Source organism: Actinoallomurus sp. CA-142502 (genome assembly GCF_050936355.1).
Classification (GTDB): domain Bacteria; phylum Actinomycetota; class Actinomycetes; order Streptosporangiales; family Streptosporangiaceae; genus Actinoallomurus; species Actinoallomurus iriomotensis.
Window position 1 is genome coordinate 6,681,587 of sequence record NZ_JBNJMY010000001.1, and the last position, 18,897, is coordinate 6,700,483.

At 72.2% G+C, this 18,897-nt stretch carries 20 protein-coding genes; 5 read left to right on the forward strand and 15 right to left on the reverse strand.

All coding sequences use genetic code 11. The annotated features are described in order from the left end of the window. Positions 1-139 precede the first annotated feature (139 nt). Entirely contained in the window at positions 140-607 is a 468-nt protein-coding gene (locus ACQEV1_RS31560; RefSeq protein ID WP_433398273.1) for a hypothetical protein, read from the reverse strand. 160 nt (positions 608-767) lie between these two features. On the opposite strand from ACQEV1_RS31560, the gene ACQEV1_RS31565 reads away from it, so the two are divergent. After that, entirely contained in the window at positions 768-1,397 is a 630-nt protein-coding gene (locus ACQEV1_RS31565; RefSeq protein ID WP_285622859.1) for a TetR/AcrR family transcriptional regulator, read from the forward strand. Between the two features lie 24 nt (positions 1,398-1,421). On the opposite strand, the gene paaE is transcribed toward ACQEV1_RS31565, so the two are convergent. The 6 genes from paaE to ACQEV1_RS31595 all read right to left on the reverse strand — a co-directional run bounded on the left by paaE (position 1,422) and on the right by ACQEV1_RS31595 (position 7,154). Continuing rightward, positions 1,422-2,513 (reverse strand): 1,2-phenylacetyl-CoA epoxidase subunit PaaE, encoded by a 1,092-nt coding sequence (gene paaE, locus ACQEV1_RS31570; RefSeq protein ID WP_433398275.1) that lies wholly within the window; start codon positions 2,511-2,513, stop codon positions 1,422-1,424. Positions 2,514-2,786: 273 nt separating this feature from the next. Then, complete coding sequence (gene paaD, locus ACQEV1_RS31575; RefSeq protein WP_433398277.1) at positions 2,787-3,296, reverse strand: 1,2-phenylacetyl-CoA epoxidase subunit PaaD; 510 nt, start codon at positions 3,294-3,296, stop codon at positions 2,787-2,789. Continuing rightward, entirely contained in the window at positions 3,293-4,210 is a 918-nt protein-coding gene (gene paaC, locus ACQEV1_RS31580) for a 1,2-phenylacetyl-CoA epoxidase subunit PaaC (RefSeq protein ID WP_433398279.1), read from the reverse strand. The genes paaD and paaC overlap by 4 nt, the downstream gene beginning before the upstream one ends. A 10-nt stretch (positions 4,211-4,220) precedes the next feature. Continuing rightward, positions 4,221-4,514 carry a 1,2-phenylacetyl-CoA epoxidase subunit PaaB gene (gene paaB, locus ACQEV1_RS31585; RefSeq protein WP_285622867.1) on the reverse strand — a complete coding sequence of 98 codons (294 nt, stop codon included), beginning with the start codon at positions 4,512-4,514 and terminating at the stop codon, positions 4,221-4,223. Beyond that, complete coding sequence (gene paaA / locus ACQEV1_RS31590) at positions 4,511-5,473, reverse strand: 1,2-phenylacetyl-CoA epoxidase subunit PaaA (protein ID WP_433398282.1); 963 nt, start codon at positions 5,471-5,473, stop codon at positions 4,511-4,513. Before paaA ends, paaB begins: the two co-directional genes overlap by 4 nt. Before the next feature lie 124 nt (positions 5,474-5,597). Continuing rightward, on the reverse strand, positions 5,598-7,154 hold the full coding sequence (locus ACQEV1_RS31595; RefSeq protein ID WP_433398284.1) for a GMC family oxidoreductase: 1,557 nt from the start codon (positions 7,152-7,154) through the stop codon (positions 5,598-5,600). Positions 7,155-7,290: 136 nt separating this feature from the next. Between ACQEV1_RS31595 and ACQEV1_RS31600 the strand changes: the two genes are divergently transcribed. Next, positions 7,291-7,773 carry a GbsR/MarR family transcriptional regulator gene (locus ACQEV1_RS31600; protein ID WP_433398286.1) on the forward strand — a complete coding sequence of 161 codons (483 nt, stop codon included), beginning with the start codon at positions 7,291-7,293 and terminating at the stop codon, positions 7,771-7,773. A 7-nt stretch (positions 7,774-7,780) separates the two neighbouring features. Here the strand turns inward: ACQEV1_RS31600 and ACQEV1_RS31605 are convergent, their stop codons facing one another. Beyond that, on the reverse strand, positions 7,781-8,260 hold the full coding sequence (locus ACQEV1_RS31605; RefSeq protein WP_285572068.1) for an Lrp/AsnC family transcriptional regulator: 480 nt from the start codon (positions 8,258-8,260) through the stop codon (positions 7,781-7,783). A gap of 150 nt (positions 8,261-8,410) precedes the next feature. Here ACQEV1_RS31605 and pdhA point away from each other — a divergent pair, with 150 nt between their 5' ends. From pdhA to ACQEV1_RS31620, 3 genes are read left to right on the forward strand one after another with little or no spacing between them, the layout of a single operon-like run. After that, positions 8,411-9,514: a pyruvate dehydrogenase (acetyl-transferring) E1 component subunit alpha gene (pdhA, locus tag ACQEV1_RS31610; RefSeq protein WP_285622875.1), complete on the forward strand. Its 1,104-nt coding sequence runs from the start codon at positions 8,411-8,413 to the stop codon at positions 9,512-9,514. Position 9,515: 1 nt separating this feature from the next. Next, the gene (locus ACQEV1_RS31615) at positions 9,516-10,532 is read left to right on the forward strand and encodes an alpha-ketoacid dehydrogenase subunit beta (protein WP_285622878.1); all 1,017 of its coding nucleotides are present in this window, start codon (positions 9,516-9,518) and stop codon (positions 10,530-10,532) included. After that, the gene (locus ACQEV1_RS31620) at positions 10,529-11,860 is read left to right on the forward strand and encodes a dihydrolipoamide acetyltransferase family protein (RefSeq protein WP_433398289.1); all 1,332 of its coding nucleotides are present in this window, start codon (positions 10,529-10,531) and stop codon (positions 11,858-11,860) included. Before ACQEV1_RS31615 ends, ACQEV1_RS31620 begins: the two co-directional genes overlap by 4 nt. Positions 11,861-11,964: 104 nt before the next feature. Here the strand turns inward: ACQEV1_RS31620 and ACQEV1_RS31625 are convergent, their stop codons facing one another. The 7 genes from ACQEV1_RS31625 to ACQEV1_RS31655 are packed head-to-tail and all read right to left on the reverse strand — an operon-like array spanning position 11,965 to position 18,894. Beyond that, positions 11,965-12,990 carry an ABC transporter ATP-binding protein gene (locus ACQEV1_RS31625; RefSeq protein WP_433398291.1) on the reverse strand — a complete coding sequence of 342 codons (1,026 nt, stop codon included), beginning with the start codon at positions 12,988-12,990 and terminating at the stop codon, positions 11,965-11,967. Then, positions 12,987-14,033 (reverse strand): ABC transporter ATP-binding protein, encoded by a 1,047-nt coding sequence (locus tag ACQEV1_RS31630; RefSeq protein ID WP_433398293.1) that lies wholly within the window; start codon positions 14,031-14,033, stop codon positions 12,987-12,989. Before ACQEV1_RS31630 ends, ACQEV1_RS31625 begins: the two co-directional genes overlap by 4 nt. A 16-nt stretch (positions 14,034-14,049) precedes the next feature. Beyond that, positions 14,050-14,934: an ABC transporter permease gene (locus ACQEV1_RS31635; RefSeq protein ID WP_433398295.1), complete on the reverse strand. Its 885-nt coding sequence runs from the start codon at positions 14,932-14,934 to the stop codon at positions 14,050-14,052. Continuing rightward, entirely contained in the window at positions 14,931-15,857 is a 927-nt protein-coding gene (locus ACQEV1_RS31640) for an ABC transporter permease (protein ID WP_285622889.1), read from the reverse strand. Before ACQEV1_RS31640 ends, ACQEV1_RS31635 begins: the two co-directional genes overlap by 4 nt. Next, positions 15,857-16,942 carry a LacI family DNA-binding transcriptional regulator gene (locus tag ACQEV1_RS31645; RefSeq protein WP_285622892.1) on the reverse strand — a complete coding sequence of 362 codons (1,086 nt, stop codon included), beginning with the start codon at positions 16,940-16,942 and terminating at the stop codon, positions 15,857-15,859. Before ACQEV1_RS31645 ends, ACQEV1_RS31640 begins: the two co-directional genes overlap by 1 nt. A 19-nt stretch (positions 16,943-16,961) precedes the next feature. Next, entirely contained in the window at positions 16,962-18,509 is a 1,548-nt protein-coding gene (locus ACQEV1_RS31650; protein ID WP_433398298.1) for an ABC transporter substrate-binding protein, read from the reverse strand. A 13-nt stretch (positions 18,510-18,522) separates the two neighbouring features. Next, a complete protein-coding gene (locus ACQEV1_RS31655) occupies positions 18,523-18,894 on the reverse strand; it encodes a hypothetical protein (RefSeq protein WP_285622897.1) in 372 nt (123 codons plus the stop codon). Positions 18,895-18,897 lie beyond the last annotated feature (3 nt).

An 18,897-nucleotide genomic window follows, 5' to 3' on the forward strand; every position in this document is an offset into this window, starting at 1 on the left:
TCGGGACGACCGTGACAGCCCTGTCCCACGTGGTGACGTCGGCTGCGGGCCGTCGACCTCGCCAGCGGTGAACAGCTGTGGTCCCTGGAGAATCCGGAGAATGCCGCACACCGATCGCTGTCCCGGTCGGTGAAGCCGATCATCCACACCGAGTCGAACGCCACGATGCCCCCGGAGGCTGCGGACACTCGTGCAGACGACGCACGACCCGTTTGATGCCGACCAGAGTTCGGTACCGCTCCCGGTCATTGAACTCCCGCCAGCTCCATATGGCGGGGTACCCGGCCTCGGCACACAAGTGCAGGATCTGATCGTCGCCGGCGCAGACTCCCACGTGAGCACCCCACGCATCCTGGGTGGCGTTGAACAGGACCAGGTCCAAAGGACAGGCCGCTGCCACCCGCTCGGTGAACTCCGCATCAGCCCAGAGCTCACTCGACCGCAGGTCAGGCAGGTCGAGTCCGAACAACCTGAGCACCTCATAGGCGAACAGCTGGCAGTTGGCCCCATCAGCGAGCCCAGGCCTGTCGGCCACCAGCGGCGACCCCGGAAAGCGATCACCAACATACCGAGTGGCCCACAGACCATCCGGCAACTTCTCCAGCACGGTCCCCTCCGGCTCATCGGCACTCGATCGGGCCGCCCAACCGACAACCGCAGCCCTGCCCTGCCCTGCCCTGCCATGGGAACGACCGTAACCACGAGCCGGTCGTGCACCAAGCCGTTAGCCTGCGGCGGGGCTTTCCGGGCGACCTTATGCTGCACCTGTGACGTCAACGGGGCCCGCCGCACCGACTCCGCGCCGTCGGCGTGGCCGTCCGGGCTATGACCAGCCGGCGATCCTGCGCGCCGCGGTGGAGCTGTTCAACCGCAAGGGGTACGACGCGACGAGCGTGGGCGACCTGGCCAGGGAGCTGGGGCTGACCAAGCCGGCGATCTACCATCACGTCACGAGCAAGGAACAGCTGCTCGGCCAGGCGCTGGACGACGCTCTCGACGAGCTCACCGCCGCCGTCACCGAGGCCTCCCGCGAGCGGGCCGGGACGACCGCCTACGAGCGGCTGCGCGCGATGGTGCGGCGCAGCGTCGAGGTCCTCGTCGCGCACCAGCCGTCCGTCACGCTCCTCCTGCGCGTGCGGGGCAACAGCGAGGTCGAGCTGGCCGCCCTCGAACGCCGGCGCTGGCTCGACGACCGCCTCGCCGCGCTCGTCGCGGACGCGGTCGCGGAGGGCGCCCTGCGCGACGACGTGCCGCCGAAGCTGGTGAGCCGGCTGCTGTTCGGCATGGTCAACTCGCTGGTCGAGTGGTACCGCGCGGACGGGGCGTACGATCCGGCGACGGTCGCGGACGCGATCATCACCATCGCCTTCGACGGTCTCGCCCGGTACGAACCCTGACCGGCCGTCCGGCGGGACACCGGCTCAGGCGTCGTAGTCGACGGTCACCCGGTCCCCGACCGGGAACGTCTGGCATGTGAGGACGAATCCGGCGTCCACCTCGGCCGGTTCGAGGGCGTAGTTGCGGCGCATGTCGACCTCTCCCCCGCGGACGACGGCACGGCAGGTCCCGCAGACGCCGCCCTTGCAGGCGAACGGCAGGTCGGCGCGCGTGGCCTGGGCGCCCTCGAGGATCGTCGTCTCCCGTGAGACGGTCGCGGTGGTGCGCAGACCGTCCAGCACCGTCGTGAGCTCGGTCGTGGCGCCGGGGGCGATGCCGTGCTCCTCCCGCCTCGGCCGGGGCGGGGGTTCGTCGACGTAGAAGAGTTCGACGTGCACGCGGTCGGCGGGCACGCCGAGGTCGGCGAGCACGGGACGCGCGTCCTGGATCATCTCCAGGGGACCGCAGAGCCAGACGTGGTCGAACACCTCGACCGGGACCAGACCGGTGAGGACGCGGCGGAGCCGGTCACCGTCGAGCCGGCCGGAGAACAGTTCGACGTCGCGCGGCTCGCGGGAGAGCACGTGGGCGATCTGGAGGCGGGGACCGTACCTGTTCTTCAGGTCGTCGAGCTCCTCGGTGAACATCACGGTGCGGCTCGTCCGGTTGCCGTACAGCAGTGAGACCTGGGCGGCGGGATGGGTGAGCACGGTCGAGGCGACCGACAGCAGGGGGGTGATGCCCGATCCGGCGGCGACGCACAGGTGCCGTTCGCCCAGGGCGGGGTCGGCGTGCCACGAACCGGTCGGGGGCTGCACCTCGATCCGGGTGCCGGGCGCCACCTCGCGTACGAGCCAGGAGGAGAAGAGCCCGCCGGGGACCTCGCGGACGCCGATCCGCGGCGCGGCGCCGGCCGGCGCGCAGATGGAGTACGACCGGCGGTGCTCCCGTCCGTCGACGACGCGGCGCAGCGTGAGCGACTGCCCCGCGCGGAAGGCGTACGTCTCGCGCAGCTCGTCGGGTACGGCGAAGGTGATCGCCGCCGCGTCCTCGCACAGCCGGTCCACCGCCGCGACGGTCAGCGGGTGGAAGACCGCGCGCCGGGCCGGCACCGGGCTGGGCGCGAGCGTGGTCATGAGTCCTCCTTCGTCGGAGGATGTGACCATGAGGACGCGCCTTCGATTCCCTCGCTTCGCTCGGTCATGAATCCTCCTTCGTCGGAGGACGTGACCACCGGGACGCGCCTTCGATTCCCTCGCTTCGCTCGGTCATGAATCCTCCTTCGTCGGAGGACGTGACCACGAGGACGCGCCTTCGATTCCCTCGCTTCGCTCGGTCATGAATCCTCCTTCGTCGGAGGACGTGACCACGAGGACGCGCCTTCGATTCCCTCGCTTCGCTCGGTCATGTCAGATCTCCTTGACGTGCTCGAACGGTTCGAGGCAGTCGGTGCAGCGGTAGAGGGCCTTGCAGGCGGTGGCGCCGAACTCCGACGTCAGCCGGGTGGCCGCCGAGCCGCAGCGCGGGCAGGGCGGGGCGGGCCGGGGCGGGCCGAGCGTGAGCATCACCGGCCCGGCCGGGCGGGCGGCGGGACCGGGCGGCGACAGCCCGGCCTCCCGCAGCGCGGCGCGGCCGCGCTCGGAGATCCAGTCGCTGGACCAGGGCGGGTCGAGGACGACCCGCACCTCGACGCGGGCGAACCCGGCGTCGTTCAGCCGGTGCACGAGGTCGTCGCGCATGGTCGCCATGGCCGGGCAGCCGGTGTAGGTGGGGGTGATCGAGACGATGACGGCCTCGCCGTCGTCGTCCGGCCGCACCTCGACGCCGCGCAGCACGCCGAGGTCGGCGAGCGTGAGCATCGGCATCTCCGGGTCGCGTACCTGCCCGGCGACCTCGATGGCGCGGTCGCGGCCGCTCACCAGCGCCCGCTCGGGTGTGCGCGCGCGACCACCTGCATCTCGGCGAGCAGCCGGCTGAGGGCCTCGGTGTGCGTGCCGTGACGGCCGGTCCGCCCGCCGACTCCGGCGAGCGGCGCGCGGTCCGGGCGGTCGACGCCGCTCACGGCGAACACCTGGTCGAGGACGGCGTCCACCTCGTCGCGGGTGGACGCGGGGTCGACGCCGACGCCCGCCCGCGCGAGGGAGCGTTCGAGGGGGTGCGTGGCGACGAGCTCGTCCTGGAGGGGCCACAAAGCGTCGAGGGCAGCGACGAGCCGGCGGTGCGACTCGTCGGTGCCCCGCGCGAGGGTGAGGAACCAGCGGCCCGCCCAGTCGCGGTGGTAGGCGACCTCCTTGACGCCCTTGGCCGCCACCGCGGCCAGCACCTTGTCGGCGCTCCCGCGGAGCCGTTCGAGCAGCGCGAGCCGGGCCGCCGAGAACAGCAGCAGGCGCACGACGACGTGCGCGAAGTCGCCGTTCGCCACTTCGGCGAGGCGTACGTTGCGGAACGCCTCCGCCTCGCGGAAGAAGGCGAGCGCGTCCTCCGCGGGCACCGGCGAGCCGTCGGGCAGGGCGGGTACGACGCCGGGGTCCGCGGCGGCCGCCCGCGCGAGCAGCAGGCGGGCCTGGCCGAGGAGGTCGAGGGCCATGTTCGCCAGCGCGATGTCCTCTTCGAGGTCGGGCGCGCGGCTGCACCATTCCGACAGGCGCTGCGACATGATCAGGGCGTCGTCGCCGAGCATCAGGCAGTAGCCGGCGAGCTCGCCGTGGTCGACGCCGTCGGGCACCGTCGTGTCGACGCCCGCCAGCGGGGCCTCGAAGTCGGTGCCGAAGGCCCACTGGGAGGAGTCCCCGCCGATCAGGCCGTCGAAGATGCTCCCACTTTCGTCGCTCATGGGTCTTCTCTCACATGTGCGGGACGTCGCCGGGAATCTCATAGAACGTCGGGTGACGGTAGACCTTGTCGCCGTTCGGCGCGAACAGCGGGTCCTTCTCGTCCGGGCTGGACGCCGTGATCGCGTCGGCCCGTACGACCCAGATGCTCACGCCCTCGTTGCGCCGGGTGTAGACGTCGCGCGCGTGCCGCAGGGCCATCGCGTCGTCCGGGGCGTGCAGCGATCCGACGTGCACGTGGTTGAGCCCGCGCTTGCCGCGGACGAACACCTCGTACAGCGGCCACTCTCGCCGGTCGCCGCTCATCGCGCACCCGCCCCGGCGGACCGCTCCGCGAACGCCGTCGCCGCCTCGCGCACCCAGGCGCCGTCCTCGTGGGCCGCCCGGCGGTGGGCCAGCCGCTGCGCGTTGCACGGCCCGTTTCCGGCGATGACCGCGGCGAGCTCCGCCCAGTCGGGCTCGCCGAAGTCGTGGTGACCGCGCTCCTCGTTCCAGCGCAGGTCGGGGTCGGGTAGCGTCACCCCGAGCGCCTCCGCCTGGGGAACCGTCATGTCGACGAACTTCTGACGCAGCTCGTCGTTGGAGTTGCGCTTGACGCCCCAGGCCATCGACCGCGCGCTGTTGGGCGACTGCGCGTCCGGCGGGCCGAACATCATCAGGCTCGGCCACCAGAACCGGTCGACCGACTCCTGGACCATGGCCCGCTGCGCGTCGGTGCCGCGCATCATCGTCATGAGCAGCTCATAGCCCTGCCGCTGGTGGAAGGACTCCTCCTTGCAGATGCGGATCATGGCCCGGCCGTACGGACCGTACGAGGTGCGGCACAGCGGCACCTGGTTGCAGATCGCGGCGCCGTCGACGAGCCAGCCGATCGTGCCGACGTCGGCGTAGGACAGCGTCGGGTAGTTGAAGATCGAGGAGTACTTCTGCCGACCGGCCAGGAGCAGGTCGGTCAGCTCGGTGCGGGAGACGCCGAGGGTCTCGCACGCCGAGTAGAGGTACAGGCCGTGCCCCGCTTCGTCCTGCACCTTCGCCAGGAGGATCGCCTTGCGGCGCAACGACGGGGCGCGTCCGATCCAGTTGCCCTCGGGCTGCATGCCGATGATCTCGGAGTGCGCGTGCTGGGCGATCTGGCGCACGAGCGTCCTGCGGTAGGCGTCCGGCATCCAGTCGCGGGGCTCGATGCGGTCGTGGCGCGCGATGGTCGCGTCGAACCCGGCCCGCAGCCGCTCCTCCGGGTCCCGCTCCGTGGGAGTCGTGGTCATCTTCCCTCCCGAGGCAATTACTTATCGCTCGGTCAGTAATAAGGTCGCACGGACCGGGCCGTCCGCGCAACCACTGATGGAGACCAGAAAAGCAGGACGGGACGGGTGGAGGAGCCGGGACGGCTCAGCCGAGCCGGTCGGCCATGAGCTCGCCGACCATGATCGAGGCCAGGTTGGTGTTGGCCCGCGGGACGGACGGGAAGACCGACGCGTCGACGACGCGCAGGCCGTCGACGCCGAGGACGCGGCACGACGGGTCGACCACCGCCGAGGCGTCATCGGGCGCGCCCATCCGGCACGTGCTGGTGCCATGCTGGGCGTCCACCACGGTGGCGAGCAGGTGGTCGTCGAGCCCGGCGTCGTCGTCCAGCACCGCGAACAGGCGGCTGTTCCGTGCCTCGATCGAGCCCTCGACGATCGGGGCGACCTCGGCGCCGCGGGCCAGCTCGACCAGGGCGCGGACCCCTTCGCGCAACCGCTCGCGGTCACGGGCGTCCGACAGCATCCGCTCCCGTACCTCGGGCTGGGCCTCGGGGTCGGCGGACGTCAGCGTCAGCACGCCGCGCGAGTGGTTGTGGTTCAGCCACACGCCCAGGCCGCCGGCGGGCCACCGCGTGTCGGCGGCCTGCATGGACAGCACGTTCTGGTTCATCGAGACGAACATCAGGTCGTACGGCACGGCCCCGCTGGTGTAGCGGACGCAGACGTTGGTATGCCGGTCGTCCGCCGTCCGGATGGCCGCCTCCTCGGTCAGCGGCAGGTCGACGACGACCATCGGGTGGTCCTGCATGCCGAGGCCGACCGGGAGGTCCTGCCGCACCGTGATGCCGAGCCGCCGCAGGGCGTCCGCCGGGCCCACGCCCGACCGCATCAGGATCGCCGGAGAGTGGATCACTCCCGCGCTGAGCACCACCTCGTCCGCGTACTCGGTCACCGCCGTCCCGGCCACGACGACCCGGACGCCGACGGCGCGGTCACCGGCGAACACGACCCGGTCGACCAGGGCGTCGCCGCGGATGGTGAGGCCGGGCCGGGATCGGGACGGTTCGAGGTAGGCGTCGTTGACCGAGACCCTGCGCCCGGAGCGCGAGTTGATCGGGTACGGCGAGACCCCGCTCGCCCGGGGCGCGTTCACGTCCGGCGCCCAGGGGTGGCCCGCCGCCAGCGCGGCGGCGCCCAGGGCGGCGTCCACCGTCCCCCATCGCTCCCGCGGCGTCCGGAAGATCGGAGTCGGCCCGCCCCGTCCGTGGTACGGCTCGTCGCCGAACTCCTCGTCGTCCTCCAGCTTCACGAAGTAGGGCAGCACGTCCTCGGCCGACCAGCCGGCGCAGCCGGCCGCGGCCCAGTCGTCGAAGTCCTCCATCGGCGGGCGGATCGCGATCTGCCCGTTGATCGACGAACTGCCGCCCGCACCCCGGCCGCGCCAGTACGGGGCCGGGGCCTGCCCGTCGGTCCGCGAAGAGTCGACGCCCGCCCACACCAGGTGTTCCCCGGCGCCGGGGTCGAGCAGCGCGCGGGCCGGGTTCGGCGACCGCCACACCTCCGGCATCTCCGCCGACCGGTAGTCGGGCCCGGCCTCCAGGAGCAGGACGCGCCTCCCTCGCTCGGCCGAACGGGCGGCGAGCGTCGCGCCGGCGGAGCCCGCGCCGACGACGATGACGTCCCAGCTCGTGTCCGTCATGGCGAGCCTCCTGCGTCCGGCCGGGGAATGCGGCTGCGGAGACCTCCGAACCGCCGTTGGCGGTAGACTCTGCCTCCAGGGGAAAGTTCAGTCAAGAGTGAAAGTTCATTTTTTGCTGAGCGATTGGAGCCCGATCGTGCCCAGCCCGGCCGGCGACCACGATCCCGGTGACGTGAACGCACTGATCGACGACTTCGGCCTGCACATCGGCCGTGCGATGGGCTGGCCCCCGATGGCCGGGCGCACCGCGGGCGTCCTGATGCTCAGCGAGACGCCGATGACGATGGCGGAGCTGCAGCGCGCGCTCGACGCGAGCAAGGGCTCGATGTCGGAGACGACACGCCTGCTGATGGTGAGCGGGACCGTACGGCGGTTCAAGGAACCGGGTTCGCGGCAGTACGTGTACGAGTGGCGCGACGACGCCTGGACCGGCTGCCTCCAACACCAGCTGGAGCAGACGACCGAGCTGCTGACCCTGGCCGAGAACGCGCGGGCGCGCGGGGCGGGCCTGCCCAGCCGCCAGCGCGGCCGCATCCGGGAGATGCACGAGTATTACACGTTCATGGTGCGGCGCCTCGAAGCGCTCCTCGGGGAGTACGAGGCGTCGCGGGACGGGTGACCCTCGCTCACCTCGCCTCCTTCCCCCAGTCCGCGCCCCGGCCGCGGGCCTCGTCGAACACCAGCCACGTACGGGTGGCGCGGACACCGGGGACGTCCTGGATGCGTTCGAGCACCACGTGCCGGAGCGCCGCGTTGTCCGGCGCCCGGACCAGGACCAGCACGTCGTAGTCACCGCCGACCATGGCGAAGTGCTCGACGTAGGGGATGTCCTGGAGCCCGGCCGACACCGCGCGCCAGGCGTTCTGCTCGATGGTGACCGAGACGTACGCGCTGGTGCCCAGGCCCGCCTTCTGCGGCGCGAGCTCGATCGTGAAACCGGTGATCACCCCCTCGTCCGTCAGCCGGGAGAGCCGCGCGTAGGCGTTGGCCCGGGAGATGTGGACCTGCTCGGCGAGGGCCCGCACCGAGATCCGGCCGTCGTTCAGCAACGCGGCGATGATCGCGCGGTCCACCTCGTCCAGCGGACCGGCAGAACGTCCGGCCAAGCCCCCGCCAATGCCCTCTTCGGACGACATTCGGTCCACCTCAAGCCCGCTTGAGACCTATTTGTCGCTAATTGTGCCCGATGTCTTGAACGGATGATGCCCGAAGCGGACGCTGCTCCTGTCAAACGTCCAGAGAAAGGGAGCGTCGCCATGTCCGTGACACATCGCCAAGTGGTCGACGACCTTCTTCCTTCACCCGTCCCGGTGCGGTTCGTCGCCGAGGACGGCACGGCCGTCGAACCGCCCGCCGGCTACCCGGCGCCGGAGGACGAGCAGCTGCGGGAGGCGTACCGCCGCATGGTGCTCGGCCGCCGCTTCGACCGTCAGGCGACCGCGCTGACCAAGCAGGGCCGGCTCGCCGTCTACCCGTCGAGCCGCGGCCAGGAGGCCTGCCAGATCGCCGGTGTGCTCGTGCTGCGCCAGAACGACTGGCTGTTCCCGACCTACCGCGACTCGATGGCCCTGATCGCCCGCGGCATCGACCCCGTCGAGGCCCTCACGCTCCTGCGGGGCGACTGGCACTGCGGGTACGACCCCGCGGCCACGCATGTCGCGCCCCAGTGCACGCCGCTGGCCACCCACACCCTCCACGCGGTGGGCCTGGCCGAGGCGCTGCGCCGCAAGGGCGAGGACGGCGTCGTGATGGCCTTCATCGGGGACGGCGGCACCAGCGAGGGCGACTTCCACGAGGCGCTCAACTACGCCGCGGTCCTCCGCTCCCCCGTCGTGTTCCTCGTGCAGAACAACCAGTACGCGATCTCGGTGCCGCTGGCCCGGCAGACCGCCGCCCCCGCGCTCGCGTACAAGGGGATCGGCTACGGCGTCCGGTCCGAGCAGGTGGACGGCAACGACCTCGTCGCGACGCTGTCCGTCCTGACCGCGGCGGTGCGCCACGCGCGGGCCGGAGACGGCCCGTTCCTGGTCGAGGCGCACACGTACCGCATGGACCCGCACACCAACGCCGACGACGCCGGCCGCTACCGCGATCCGGAGGAGGTCGCCCGGTGGGAGGCGGCCGATCCCCTCGCCCGGCTGGAGACGTACCTGCGCGACCGGGGCCTGCTCGACGCGGAGAGCGTCGCCTCGGCGCACGAGGCCGCCGAGGAGTTCGCCTCACGGGTCCGGGAGCGGATGAACGCCGACACGCGGACCGACCCGTACGAGCTGTTCGACCACGTCTTCGCCGAGCCCACCCCCCAGCTGCGCGAGCAGCGGGCCTCGCTCACGGCCGAACTCACCTCACCGGAGGACTGACATGGCCGCGATGACGATGGCGCAGGCGCTGAACACCGCGCTGCGGGACGCGCTGGACGCGGACGAGCGCGTGCTCGTCTTCGGCGAGGACGTCGGCCCGCTCGGCGGGGTCTTCCGCATCACCGACGGGCTGACCAAGGAGTTCGGCGAAGAACGGTGCTTCGACACCCCGCTCGCCGAGGCGGGCATCGTGGGCCTGGCCGTGGGCATGGCGATGGGCGGTTTCCGCCCCGTGGTGGAGATGCAGTTCGACGCCTTCGCCTACCCGGCCTTCGAGCAGATCGCCTCGCACGTGGCCAAGACGCGCAACCGCACCCGCGGCCGGCTGTCGCTGCCGATCGTGATCCGCATCCCGTACGCGGGCGGCATCGGCGGCGTCGAGCACCACTGCGACTCCAGCGAGGCCTACTACGCCCACACGCCGGGCCTGAAGGTGGTCACGCCCGCGACTCCGGACGACGCGTACTGGCTGCTGCGCGACGCCATCGCCGACCCCGATCCGGTGATCTTCATGGAGCCCAAGCGGCTGTACTGGTCCAAGGGTGAGACCGACCCAGCCGACCGCCGCGCCGCGGGGTTCGGGCGGGCGGCGGTACGGCGCGAGGGGCGCGACGCGACGCTGGTCGCCTACGGGCCCGGCGTCCCGGTGGCGCTCCAGGCGGCCGAGGCCGCGGCCCGGGACGGCGTCGACCTGGAGGTGGTGGACCTGCGCACGCTCGTCCCGTTCGACGACGAGACCGTCGTGTCCTCGGTGCGCGGGACGGGCCGCTGCGTGGTGGTCCAGGAGGCCCAGGGGTTCGCCGGAGTGGGCGCGGAGGTCGCGGCGCGCGTACAGGAACGCTGCTTCCACTCGCTCGCCGCCCCCGTGCTGCGGGTCACGGGCTTCGACATCCCCTATCCGCCGCCGAAACTGGAGCACGCGTACCTGCCGGACGCCGACCGGATCCTCGACGCGGTGGACCGGCTGCAGTTCGACGACGAACCCGACGTCCTCCACCTGGACCGGGAGGCGTCATGACGACCGTCCTCACGCGGCAGGTGTTCCGCCTGCCCGACCTCGGCGAGGGCCTGACCGAGGCCGAGATCCTCGAGTGGAAGGTCGCCGTCGGCGACCCGGTCGAGGTCGACCAGGTCGTGGTGGAGGTGGAGACCGCCAAGGCGGCCGTGGAGGTGCCGGTCCCCTACGCCGGGACCGTACGGCGACTGCACGCGGAGCCGGGCACCGTGCTGGCGGTGGGCGAACCACTCATCGAGATCGGCCCCGCCGCCGGCGAGCCGGCCGACGCCGCGGGCGGGGATCCGGGCACGCACCCCGACGCCGCCCGCTACCGGGAGGAGGAACAGGCCGGCTCCGGCAACGTCCTGATCGGCTACGGCACGGGCCATACGGCCGGGACGCGCGGGCGGCGCCGCGGCTCCCGGTTCGCCGGCCGGAAGACCGCCGAGGCCGCGCCGCCGGCGCCCGCCCCCGAACCGCCGCGCGCGCTTCGCGTGATCTCCCCGCTCGTCCGCAGGATGGCCCGCGAACACGGACTGGACCTCGCCGCCGTCCGGCCCACCGGACCGCACGGCGTGATCCTCCGCCGCGACGTCGAACAGGCCATCGCCCAGGGCGCGCCCGAGGAGCCCGCCGCCGCGCCGGTGAGGGCGCTGAGGGCCGAGCGCATCCCGCTGCGCGGCCTGCGCCGGACCGTGGCCGACAAGCTGAGCCGCAGCCGCCGGGAGATCCCGGACGCCACGACCTGGGTGGACGTCGACGCGACTGGGCTGCTCGACGCGAAGAACGCGCTCGCGCGGGTCCGCCCCGACCTCGGCATCGGGCTGCTCGCCCTGCTGGCCCGCATCTGCGTGGACGGCCTGACGCGGTTCCCCGAGCTGAACTCCTCGGTCGACACCGACCGCGCCGAGATCGTCCGGCACGGGCACGTCAACCTCGGTTTCGCCGCGCAGACCGACCGGGGCCTCGTCGTGCCCGTGGTCCACGACGCGCACCTGATGACGACCGCGCGGCTCGCCGCGGAGCTGACCCGCCTCACCGGCCTGGCACGCTCGGGGAGGCTGCCACCATCGGCGCTGACCGGAGGGACGTTCACGCTCAACAACTACGGCGTCTTCGGCGTGGACGGATCCACCCCGATCATCAACCATCCGGAAGCGGCGATCCTCGGCGTCGGCCGCATCATCGACCGGTCCTGGGTGGTCGACGGCACGGTCACGGCGCGCAAGGTCGCACAGCTGTCCCTCACCTTCGACCACCGGGTCTGCGACGGGGGCACCGCCGGGGGCTTCCTGCGCTACGTGGCCGACTGCGTGGAGAACCCGGCGATCCTGCTCGCCCACACGTAACCTCCCACCCGCCCACGAATCGCCGCGGCGGCGGGCGACACTTGGTCGGCCCGGCACCTCCCGCCGCTCGGCGGTGGGGTGCCGGGCCTCGGCCTTGCTCGTGGTCAGCTTCCGGTGGCGGGGTTCTCGCCGGCGAAGTGGCATGCCGCCGCGTGGTCGGCGTCGCCGCGGACCCGCAACTCGGGTACCTCGGCGGCGCAGACGTCGGCCGCGATCGGGCACCGGGTCCGGAACCGGCACCCCGACGGCGGCGCCGCCGGTGACGGGACCTCGCCGGTCAGCGCGGACTCGTTCGTACCGCCCGGACGGTCGTGGATCGACGGGGCCGCCGACAGCAACGCCCGGGTGTAGGGGTGCCGCGGGTTCTGGAAGACCTGTGCGGCGGTGCCGTGCTCGACGATGGTGCCGAGGTACATCACCGCCACCTCGTCCGCGATGTGGCGCACCACGTCGAGGTCGTGCGAGATGAACAGGTAGGCGACTCCCAGCTCCTGCTGCAGGTCCATGAGGAGGTTGAGGACCTGCGCGCGTACCGACACGTCGAGGGCGGAGACCGCCTCGTCGCACACGATCAGCTTCGGCCGCAGGGCCAGGGCTCGCGCGATGCTCACCCGCTGGCACTGTCCTCCCGACAGCTCGTGCAACCGGCGTCCGGCGTAGGAGGAGTCCAGTTCGACGAGGGAGAGCAGGCGGTCGACCTCGGCCGCGTGCTCGCCGGCGGGGAGCACGCCCCGGTGCACGTGCCAGCCCTCGGCGATGACGTCGGCGACGCGCATCCGCGGATTCAGGGAGGTGTACGGGTCCTGGAAGACCATCTGCAGGTCGCGGGCGACCCGGTGCCGCTCACGCCGTCCCGCCGCGGACAGGTCGACGTCCCCGAAGGAGATCGACCCGGCGAACGGGTCCAGCAGGCCCACGACCGACCGGGCCAGAGTCGACTTGCCGCAGCCGGACTCGCCCACCACGCAGAGGGTCTGGCCCGCATGGACCGTCAGGTCGACGCCGGCGACCGCGTCGACGCGGCGCCGGCCGAACCCGGACCGGCCGCGGGTGGCGTATCCGGCACGCAGGCCGCGGATCCGCAGCAGTGCGGTGCCGGCCTCGGGAACGCTTGCCTGTGCGGTGTTCACGAACGCGCCTCCGGCTCCGTGCCGAGAATCCGGGCACTGTGGTGACATGCTGCGACGTGGCCGGTGGAGGTGCCACGGCCGGGTACGGGAAGCGTCGCCGGGTCGTCGGTCCGGCACACCTCGGTGGCGAAGCGGCAGCGTGGCGCGAAGGCGCAACCCGCCGGCAGGTGGCCGGGAGCCGGCGGCTGACCCTCGATGGGGACGAGCCGGCCGGGGCGGCCGGGGTCGGGCATCGCGTCGAGCAGCCCGCGCGTATAGGGATGCGCCGGGGTGGTGTAGACCTCGTCGAGGGTGCCGGCCTCGACGATCCGCCCGGCGTACATCACCGCCACGTGCTGCGCGACGCGGGCCACCACTCCCAGATCGTGCGAGACGAGCAGCATCGCCATCCGCGCCTCGGCCTGCCGGGTCGTGAGCAGGCGCAGGATCTGCGCCTGCACCGTCACGTCGAGGGCCGTGGTGGGTTCGTCGGCGAGCAGCACCTCCGGTTCGAGGGCCAGCGCCATGGCGATCATCGCGCGCTGGCGCATCCCTCCGGAGAACTCGTGCGGGTAGGAGTGGTACTTGTGCTCGGCGTCGGGGATCCCGACGGTCCGCATGAGCTCGATCGTCCGGGCCCTCGCGGTCCGGTGCGAGACGCCCTGGTGACGCCGGAACGTCTCGGCCACCTGCCACCCGATCGTGAACGACGGGTTCAGGGCGGCCATCGGGTCCTGGAAGACCATCGCGATCTTCGGCCCGCGCAGGCGGCGCCACTGCGCGTCGGTGAAACCGGCCGTGTCCTGCCCGTCGATCTCGACCGACCCGGCGCTGACACGCGCGCCGCCGGGCAGCAGGCCCATGAGGGCGAGTGTCGTCAGGGACTTTCCGCTGCCGGACTCCCCGACCAGGGCGGTGACCCGGCCCGGTACGAGGTCGAGTTCGACGCCCCGGACGACCGGGCGTTCCCTCCCCGGGGCGCCGAAGCCGATGTGGACTCCGCGCAGCCGCGCGACCGGGGTCGCCTCGGTGGCCCCGGCGACCTCCTCAACGGTGGAAGACATCGGTCGCTCCTCTCATTCAGATCTGGGACCGGGGGTCGGACAGGTCACGGAATCCGTCGCCGACCACGCCGACCGCGGTGACGACGAGCGCGAGGGCGGCGGCCGGCACCGTGGAGATCCACCACGCCGACCCCAGGTAGTCCCGCCCGATCGAGACCGTCGCGCCCCAGGAGGCCGTGTCGACCGGTACGCCGAGACCGAGGAAGCTCAGCGACGCCTCGGCGACCATCACCAGGCCGACCTGGACCGTCGCCGCGACGAGCAGCGGCTGCCAGCAGGACGGCAGCACGTGCCGGACGAGGATGCGGAGGTGCCCGCAGCCGAGGACGCGGGCGGAGTCGACGTACTCCAGCCGTCGCGTCGACATGGCCGACGCGCGGACGACGCGGGCGAAGATGACCCAGCGGGTGATCGCCAGGGTGATGACGATGTTGGTGATGCTCGGGCCGAGGACTCCGGCGAGCAGGATCGCGAGCAGGATCGAGGGGAAGGCGAGCTGCACGTCGCCGACGCGCGAGAGGACGGTGTCCAGCGGGCCGCCGAAGTAGCCGGAGACCAGGCCGACGACGAGACCCACGGCGCCACCGACGACGACGGTCGCGCCGGCGACGAGAAGCGTGATCCGGGCCCCCGCGAGCAGGTTGGCGAACAGGTCGCGGCCCACCTGGTCGGTGCCGAGCCAGGCGATCGATCCCGTGGCGGTACGGCCGCCGGGCGCGAGGAGCCGGTCGGCCAGATGCGTCGCCACCGGATCGTACGGCCACAGCAGCGGGCCGACGAGCGCGGCGAGGACGAACAACGCCAGCACTCCGACGCCCACCCACACGCGTACAGGGACGCGCCGACCGCCGGTCTTGGCGCGTGCTGCGGCTCCTTCAGCCGGCACGGTAATGGCTGTCATGCGTTCTCCGGGGTGAGGCGCGGGTCGAGGGCGAAGTAGACGACGTCCACGAGCAGGTTCAGGGCGATGTAGGACACCGTCATCGTGAGGACCGCGGCCTCGACGACGGCGTAGTCGCGGTTCGTGATCGCGTCCACCATCAGCGACCCGATGCCGGGCCAGGAGAAGACGACCTCGATGATGACCGCGTTGGCGATGAAGTTGCCCATCAGGAGGCCGAGCACGGTGACGACCGGGACCGCGATGTTCCGGCCCACGTGCACGTACTGGACCAGGCCCTCCGGCACGCCCTTGGCGCGGGCCGTACGCACGTAGTCCTTCGCGCCCTCTTCCAGCGCGCCGTTGCGCACCAGGCGGGCGAGCCAGCCGATGAACGGCAGCGCGAGGGTGAAGGCCGGCAGCAGGACCCCGGCCAACGACCCGTCCGCGGTCGCGGGCAGCCATCCCAGCTCGCGGGCGAACAGCAGGATCAGGACGATGCCGAGCCAGAACGACGGAACGGCCTGCCCGACCAGCGACCCGGTGGACACCAGCAGGTCCAGCACCTTGCCGGGCCGGCGTGCGCACAGCATCCCGAGCGGGAAGCCGAGCAGGATGGTCAGCACGAGCGCGACCAGCGACAGCGTGAGAGTGGCGGGGAAGCGTTCGAGCGTGTCGCCGAGCGCTGAACCGCCGAGGCGCCACGAGTCGCCGAGGTCGCCGTGCAGGACTCCCCCGAGATGCTCCAGGTACTGCCGCCACAGCGGATGGTCGAGGCCGAAGTCCGACCGTACGTGCTTGAGCTGGTCGGCCGAGGCGTCCGGGCCGAGGATGAGCTTCGCGGGGTCTCCGGGCACGACACGGACGATGATGAAGACCAGCGTCAATGCTCCCCAGGCCACGATCACGGCCTGTCCGAGCCGCTTCGCGACGAACGCTCCCATCAGTGCTCACCTCCGGCGGTCCCGGGCACGGATGCGCGCACGACGAGCTCGGGAGGCAGCAGCGTGTGCGTCGGGCCGGTCACGGCGCCGTCGGGTCCACCGGATCCCGCGGCGGTCTCGACGTGTTCGAGCAGCCGGTCGATGCCGGCCCGCCCCACCTCGGGCGCGGGCAGCCGCACCGTGGTCAGCGCCGGGTCGAGGTAGGCCGAGAAGGGATGGTCGCCGTGCCCGATGACGCCGACGTCCACGCCCACCCGCAGGCCCTGTTCGGAGAAGGCGCGGCACAGACCCAGGGCGTGGTAGTCGTTGCCGGCGAGCACGACCGCGCCGGGTCCGGCCCTCCGGGCGAGGTCGGCGCCGAGCCCGTACGCGGGACCGGGGTCGAACGGTATCGACACGGAGACGTCCTCCGGTGAGTCCACGCGGACGACCGCGTCGTCGGGGGCGCCGAGCCCGTGGGCGGCGAGCGTGTCGCGGAACCCGCGGATACGCTCGGCGACCGGTGAGATGTCCAGGTCCTCTTCGACCAGGTACAGCTCGGTGGCGCCGGTGCTCAGCGCGTGCTCGGTCGCCGCGCGGGCGCCGGCGTAGTAGTCGACGCCGACCAGGTCGACGTCGAGGCCGGGCAGGTCACGGTTGAGCAGGACGAGGGGGACGCCGGACTTGCGCAGACGTTCCCAGTGCTCGGCGCCGTGCTGGACCGGGATCGCCAGCACTCCGTCGACGCCCCACCGCATCAGCTCCTCCGCGGCGCGGCGCTCGTTGTCGACCGAGTCCTCGGTGACCATCAGCATGAGCGAGTAGCCGCGGGTGCGCCCGCGCTCCTCGATCGCGGAGATGAGGCGGGCGTAGAACGGGTTGGACGGGTTCGTGATGACCAGCCCGAGGGTCATCGCGTTCTGCAGGACGAGCGAGCGGGCCATCGTGTTGGGCACGTAGCCGAGGCGTTCGGCCTCGGCCTTGACGCGTCTGCGCGTCTCCACGCCGACCGCGTCCTTGTCGGCGAGCGCCCGTGAGACGGTGTTGACCGACAGGTCGAGCGACTCGGCGATGTCACGCAGCGTCGTACGGCGTCGTGGGCTCATCGGATCCTCCGGCACGGTGTCATCGGCGCCTCACCGCCGCGAGGTCGGGCTGGTTGTTCGGAGCAGGCGTGAAGCCGGTGAGCCGGCTCGAACGCCCATACCCGGTGACGAGGGTGAGCGGGAACAGTCCGACGGCGTCGGACCAGATGATCTTGCACGCCTCACCGTAGAGGCCGTCGCGCTCCGAGCCGGACGGTGCCGCCGCGGCGCGCGCCAGGAGCTGGTCGAGGGCCGGGTTCTTGTAGCCCATCCGGTGGGCCTTGGAGGTGTACAGGCGGCCGACGGTGAACGCGGCGTCGCCCGTGGTCACCGTGTTCGTCTGGAGGTTCATGTCCCAGTCGAGGCTGTTCAGGCGTTCGAGCCACTGCGCCTTCTCGATGCTCTGCGGGCGGACCGTGACCCCGATGTCGGCCCACGAGGAGATCATCGCCTCGGCGAGCTCGCGGGAGAGCGGGCCGGTGGCGTCGAACCACATCATCGAGGTGGTGAAACCCCGGCCGAGCCCGGCCGCGGCGAGCAGGCGCTTCGCGGCGGCCGGGTCGTAGGTCCAGGGCTCCTGCGCGGCGTACCCGGCGACCGTCGCCGGGATCGGCGCGCGCATCTGCTGTCCGCCGCGGCCGAACAGCCGGTCCACGATCTGGGGCAGGTTGACGGCCTGGCACATGGCCCGCCGCACGTTGGCGTCGGTGAACGGCGCGCGCGAGCAGTTGAACCAGTTGAGGTAGTACGTCCACGAGGGGACGGGCTCGACGGTGACGCCCTTCACCCCGGTGACCTCCGGTAGCTGGTCCGGTGGGATCGGCCACAGCAGGTCGATGTCCCCGGTGCGCAGGGCGGTGATCGCCGATGAGGTCTCGGCGATGTACGGCATCGAGATCCCGGGCAGGTCGGACCGGCCGCCCCAGTAGTCGTCGAAGCGCGCCAGCTCCACCGAGGTCGACGGCGTGAACCCGGTGACGCGGAACGGCCCCGACCCGATCGGACGGCGCTTCTGCTCCGGATCGGCGACCCGGGCGGCCGGGACGACGAAGAGCAGGGTGAGGTTGACCGGAAGCGAACCGAGCGGACCGTCGGTGGTGAAGACCACCGTGTGGTCGTCCCGTGCCTCGGCCTTGGTGACCGACGCCCACAACGGCATCTGCGCGGAGGCGACCGCCCGCGTCCGCTTCAGGCAGGCCGCGACGTCGGCCGCGGTGACGGGCGTCCCGTCGTGGAACCGGGCGCCGCGCCGCAGCGTGAACACCCAGGTCGTGTCGTTCGTCCGCTCCCAGCCGCTCGCCAGCCCCGGGACCAGCCGGTCGCCCTGGCGCCGCACGAGCGTGTCGAACACCAGGCGCTTGACGATCAGCGACGCCTCGTCGACCGCCGTCGCGGCGTTGTACGGATCCAGGTCGGTGACCGGCTGGCCGAACGCGGCGCGCAGCGCACCCTTGGGAGCGCCGCCGCCACCGCCTCCGAATCCGCAGCCGGACACGAGCACGCTCGCGGATCCGAGCCCGGCCATGGCGAGGAAGTCCCGTCGCCCCATGTGCGCGCCGCCGGCGCCCGGCCTGCCTGTCGTCCTCATGCCGCCGCCCCGGTCATGCCTTCAGCGCCAGGTAGATGAGGACCTTGAGCCGCGCGGACTCGTCCGGCGCGGGGTCGGCCGCCTCGTCGACGACGGTGCCGCGCAGCCTGAGCCAGCCGCCGAACCCGGTCGCCGGCCAGCTGTGCACGGGGCCGTCGGCGGGCGAGATGCTCTGGTCGGTCTCGTCCAGGTCGCACCAGTGCAGGCCGTCCGGCGAGATCTGCGTGCGCGCGACGAGGCGGGGGCGACGTCCGGCGGCGTCGAGTACCCGGACGAACCAGCGGGCCTCGCCGGCCCAGGCGGCCTCGTAGGGCTCGGTGGTGAACTCGCCGGTCAGCGTCGTGTTGCGCTCAATGACGGCGGTGAGTGACTGTCGCATGTTCATCGG

Bases quoted from the DNA above. Each gene is read 5' to 3' on its own strand.
- paaE (WP_433398275.1), bottom strand. From the start codon at position 2,513: ATGACCACGCTCGCGCCCAGCCCGGTGCCGGCCCGGCGCGCGGTCTTC.
- paaC (WP_433398279.1), bottom strand. From the start codon at position 4,210: ATGAGCGACGAAAGTGGGAGCATCTTCGACGGCCTGATCGGCGGGGAC.
- paaB (WP_285622867.1), bottom strand. From the start codon at position 4,514: ATGAGCGGCGACCGGCGAGAGTGGCCGCTGTACGAGGTGTTCGTCCGC.
- paaA (WP_433398282.1), bottom strand. From the start codon at position 5,473: ATGACCACGACTCCCACGGAGCGGGACCCGGAGGAGCGGCTGCGGGCC.
- ACQEV1_RS31595 (WP_433398284.1), bottom strand. From the start codon at position 7,154: ATGACGGACACGAGCTGGGACGTCATCGTCGTCGGCGCGGGCTCCGCC.
- pdhA (WP_285622875.1), top strand. From the start codon at position 8,411: ATGTCCGTGACACATCGCCAAGTGGTCGACGACCTTCTTCCTTCACCC.
- ACQEV1_RS31615 (WP_285622878.1), top strand. From the start codon at position 9,516: ATGGCCGCGATGACGATGGCGCAGGCGCTGAACACCGCGCTGCGGGAC.
- ACQEV1_RS31620 (WP_433398289.1), top strand. From the start codon at position 10,529: ATGACGACCGTCCTCACGCGGCAGGTGTTCCGCCTGCCCGACCTCGGC.
- ACQEV1_RS31630 (WP_433398293.1), bottom strand. From the start codon at position 14,033: ATGTCTTCCACCGTTGAGGAGGTCGCCGGGGCCACCGAGGCGACCCCG.
- ACQEV1_RS31635 (WP_433398295.1), bottom strand. From the start codon at position 14,934: ATGACAGCCATTACCGTGCCGGCTGAAGGAGCCGCAGCACGCGCCAAG.
- ACQEV1_RS31640 (WP_285622889.1), bottom strand. From the start codon at position 15,857: ATGGGAGCGTTCGTCGCGAAGCGGCTCGGACAGGCCGTGATCGTGGCC.
- ACQEV1_RS31645 (WP_285622892.1), bottom strand. From the start codon at position 16,942: ATGAGCCCACGACGCCGTACGACGCTGCGTGACATCGCCGAGTCGCTC.
- ACQEV1_RS31650 (WP_433398298.1), bottom strand. From the start codon at position 18,509: ATGAGGACGACAGGCAGGCCGGGCGCCGGCGGCGCGCACATGGGGCGA.
- ACQEV1_RS31655 (WP_285622897.1), bottom strand. From the start codon at position 18,894: ATGAACATGCGACAGTCACTCACCGCCGTCATTGAGCGCAACACGACG.